Source organism: Sandarakinorhabdus sp. (assembly GCF_040398645.1).
Classification (GTDB): domain Bacteria; phylum Pseudomonadota; class Alphaproteobacteria; order Sphingomonadales; family Sphingomonadaceae; genus Sandarakinorhabdus.
Genome location: NZ_JBBATR010000027.1, coordinates 1 through 4,059, shown reverse-complemented (window position 1 = coordinate 4,059; position 4,059 = coordinate 1). Strand labels below are relative to the sequence as shown.

Annotated in this window: 3 protein-coding genes; 1 reads left to right on the top strand and 2 read right to left on the bottom strand. The window is 63.3% G+C overall.

Going from position 1 to position 4,059, the window contains the following annotated elements; all coding sequences use genetic code 11:
• The coding region (locus tag ABWP50_RS07935) for a putative bifunctional diguanylate cyclase/phosphodiesterase (RefSeq protein WP_353217460.1) at positions 1-1,431 on the top strand (1,431 nt) is incomplete at its 5' end.
• 15 nt (positions 1,432-1,446) lie between these two features.
• Here the strand turns inward: ABWP50_RS07935 and nadB are convergent.
• Both nadB and ABWP50_RS07925 read right to left on the bottom strand, forming a co-directional pair.
• Entirely contained in the window at positions 1,447-3,063 is a 1,617-nt protein-coding gene (nadB, locus tag ABWP50_RS07930; RefSeq protein WP_353217459.1) for an L-aspartate oxidase, read from the bottom strand.
• Entirely contained in the window at positions 3,050-3,991 is a 942-nt protein-coding gene (locus ABWP50_RS07925; RefSeq protein WP_353217458.1) for an ABC transporter ATP-binding protein, read from the bottom strand. The genes nadB and ABWP50_RS07925 overlap by 14 nt, the downstream gene beginning before the upstream one ends.
• Between the last annotated feature and the right edge of the window lie 68 nt (positions 3,992-4,059).

The following is a 4,059-nucleotide window of genomic DNA, read 5'->3' as shown; positions in this document are numbered from 1 at the left end:
CGCATCGCCCGAAACTTTGGCCTGTTGCCGCAAAGCGATTTTGTCGATCAAGCCAGCTTTGCAGCGATTGGTTGGGAATCGCTGCTGCTCAGCCTCGCGATCGCTGATCGCTTCCGCCAGTTGCGGCGCGATGCCGATGCGGCCGAAGCTGAACGCGGGGCGCTGCTGCGCTTTGCCAACAGTGATCCGCTGACCGGTCTTGGCAATCGCGCGCTGTTTCAGACCCTGCTGGACGAGGCGGAATCGCGGCGCAGCGGCATCGATCTGATCGCTATTGATATTGATTTCCTGAAACAAACCAATGATCTGGCTGGGCACGACGCCGGTGATGCCTTGATCGTCGCGGTGGCGGAGCGGCTGGCGGCCTCCGCTGGCCCGCTGGCCACCATTGCCCGGATTGGCGGCGATGAGTTTGCCATCCTGCTGGAAGGCGAAGCCCGCGCCCGCCTGCCAGCGGTGCGCCAGATGGTCATGCTGTCGGCCGGCGTGCCGATGCGCCACGCCGGCTATGATCTGACCATTTCGATTTGCGCGGGCCACGCCGCCAGCGACTATGGCGACGTTTCAATCGCCCGCATCTTCAAACAGGCCGATCTGGCCCTGTACAGCGCCAAGGCTGCTGGCCGTGGCTGCTGGCGCAGCTACGATGGCACGATGGCCGATGCCGCCACCGCGCGGCTGCGTTTGATCGGCGAAGCCCGTGCCGGCTTGGATCAAGGCGAGTTTGTTCTGCATTATCAACCGATCGCGCGACTGGACGGGGTGGTGGCCGGCCACAAGGCCTTGCTGCGCTGGCAGCACACCCGGCTTGGCTTGCTGGAGCCGGCGGAGTTTGCCGATGTGATGTCAGACGCGGCGATCGTGCCGGAATTGCAAGCCTGGATGGTGCGCACGGCCATGGCGGAGGCAGCGCGATTGCAGGCGCAGGGGCCGGAATTGACCATGGCCGTCAATTTCGCTGCCGGGCAGTTGCGGGGCATAGGTGCAGCTGTGGCGATACTTGATGAGCTTGCGCTCCACCGCCTGGCCCCATCGGCGCTGGTTGTGGACGTAAACCAGGCTGTGGTGATGGGCGGCTCGCTTGCCGCAACGATCGAATGTCTTGAATGTCTGCGTGATGCTGGCGTGCAGGTGATGATTGCGGATTTTGGCACTGGTTCCGCCAGCCTGGTTCAGTTGCGCGATATTCCGGCAAACATGATCAAGATCGATCCCTGTTTCATTGCAACGCTAAGCGATTCAGCCAGCAACCAGTTGATGGTGCGTGCCTTGATCGATCTGGCGCACAGCCTGGGCAAGACCGTGCTTGCCGAGGGTATCGAAACCGCAGCGCAATCCCGATTGCTGCGCCAGTTCGGCTGCGATCTTGGCCAGGGCGCGCTGTTTGGCCAGCCGATATCGCTCGATTTGCAATTGGCCGCAGCGGAATGATTGCGGACTGATCGTTCAAGATTCGCGGCCCTGCATCGGATCGAGCACGGTATCGCGCGCAATCTCGGCCTGGTGAGGATAATCGGTGCTGAAATGCAGGCCGCGGCTTTCCTTGCGCGCGCGCGCCGATCGCACGATCAGATCGGCCACCGTCACCAGATTGCGCAGCTCGACCAGATCGGCCGTCACCCGGAAATTGCCGTAATAGTCCTGCACTTCCTTGCGCAGGTTCTTCACGCGGTGGGCGGCCCGCTCCAGGCGTTTGTCGGTGCGCACGATGCCGACATAGTCCCACATGGTGCGCCGCAGTTCGTCCCAATTGTGGGCGATCACCACCTCTTCATCGCTGTCGGTCACCCGGGTTTCGTCCCAAGGCTTGATGTCGGGCCGGCCTTCGCCGCGGGTCTGGGCGGAAATATCGTCGGCGACGGTCTGGCCGAACACCAGGCATTCCAGCAGGCTGTTGGATGCCAGCCGGTTGGCGCCGTGCAGGCCGCTTTGGGTGACTTCGCCGGCGGCCCACAGGCCGTCCAGATCGGTGCGGCCGGCCAGGTTCACCATCACGCCGCCGCAGCTGTAATGGGCCGCCGGCACCACCGGAATCGGCACCTGCGTGCAATCGATATCCAATTCGAGCAGGCGGGCGTGGATGGTGGGAAAATGGCTGCGGATAAAATCACTGCCCAGATGAGTCAGATCGAGCAGCACATGCTTCAGCCCCAGCCGCTTCATTTCGGCATCGATGGCCCGCGCCACGATATCGCGCGGCGCCAATTCCAGCCGATCATCATAGCGGTGCATGAAGCGGCTGCCGTCGGGCAATTTCAGATGCCCGCCTTCGCCGCGCGCCGCTTCGGTGATCAGGAAATTGCGCACCGTCGGGTGATAGAGGCAGGTGGGATGAAACTGGTTGAATTCCATGTTTGAAACCCGGCAGCCAGCCCGCCACGCCATGGCAATGCCATCGCCGGTCGCGCCATCAGGGTTGGTGGAATAAAGATACACACGGCTGGCTCCGCCCGTGGCCAGCACGGTCGCCGGCGCCGCCAGCCGCACCACCCGCCTTTTGTGGGTATCCAGCGCATAAACGCCGTGGCAGCGCCGGGCCGGAAAGCGCTGGCCAACAACATGGCGCTGCGTGATCAGATCAACCGCAGCCATGTGCGGGATCAGCGTGATATTGGGGTGCGCCGCTGCGGCGCGGATCAGCGCCTGCGATACCGCCCAGCCGGTGGCATCATCAACATGCACGATGCGGCGATGGCTGTGGCCGCCCTCCCGCGTCAGGTGCCAGCGTTCCGATACCGTCTCGCCCGGATTGAACGGCACCCCCAGCGCCGCCAGCCGGTCGATCGCTGCCGATGCATTGCTGGCGACATATTCCACGGTGGCGCGGTGATTGAGGCCGGCGCCGGCCACCATCGTATCCTCGACATGGGCATCAACAGCATCGCCGGCATCCAAAACAGCGGCAATGCCGCCCTGCGCCCATGCTGTAGAACCCGCCGCCAGATCGGCCTTGGCCAGCACAGCCACGCGGCCATGCTGGGCAAGGTTGAGGGCAGCGGTAAGGCCGGCTGCACCCGATCCGATCACCAGCGCATCGAAATACTGGGTTTCAGGCGGCGGCATTCGATTTTTTTGCGCCACTTGTCAGCTCCAGGAACACATCTTCTAGGTCGGCTTCGCGGGTCGATACATCGATCACGCCGATGCCAGCCGCTGCCACCATCGTCAGCACGGCGCCGGCATTGGTGCGGCGCTTGTCGAAGGTGATGGCCAATTGCCGCGCTGATTTCAGTTCGATCGCCTTGCAGCCGGTCAGGCCGGGCGGCACCTGTGTCAGATCGCGGTCCACCACCAGTTCCAGCACCTTGTCCCCGGTGGTGCCGAGCAGCTTGTGGGTTTCATCATTGGCCACCACTTCGCCGTGGTTGATGATGGCGATGCGGTCACAAAGGCCTTCGGCTTCTTCGAGATAGTGGGTGGTCAGCACGATGGTGGTGCCGCCGGCGTGCAGTTCGCGCACATAATCCCACAGCAATTGCCGCAATTCGATGTCGACGCCGGCAGTGGGTTCATCCAGCACCAGCACCGGCGGCGCGTGCACCAGCGCCTTGGCCACCAGCAGTCGCCGCTTCATGCCGCCCGACAGGGTGCGCGAATAGACATGCGCCTTGTCTTCCAGCCGCACGGCCCTCAGCAATTCCATGGTGCGGCGCCTGGCCTTGGGAACGCCAAACAGCCCGGCTTGCAGCTCAAGCGTTTCAAACGGTGTGAAAAACGCATCGAACACCAGTTCCTGCGGCACGATGCCGATGCTGGCCTTGGCATTGCGCGGGTGTTCATCGATGTCAAAACCCCAGATGCGCGCGCTGCCGCCAGTTTTGTTGACCAGCCCGGCCAGGATATTGATGGTGGTGGATTTTCCAGCGCCGTTGGGGCCAAGCAGACCGAATATGCTGCCGCGCGGAATGTCCAGATCAAGACCCTTCAGCGCCTGCTTGCCGCCGGCATAGGTCTTGGTGAGGCCGCGCAGGCTGATGGCGGGTTCGGACATGCACAGGGGATAGACCGGTGCGGGGGAGGGGGCAAGGGCAGGTGGGCTGCGGCTTTTGAGGGTTGGGG

Excerpts from the sequence above, each read along its gene's own strand:
- nadB (WP_353217459.1), bottom strand. The coding sequence starts at position 3,063 with ATGCCGCCGCCTGAAACCCAGTATTTCGATGCGCTGGTGATCGGATCG.
- ABWP50_RS07925 (WP_353217458.1), bottom strand. The coding sequence starts at position 3,991 with ATGTCCGAACCCGCCATCAGCCTGCGCGGCCTCACCAAGACCTATGCC.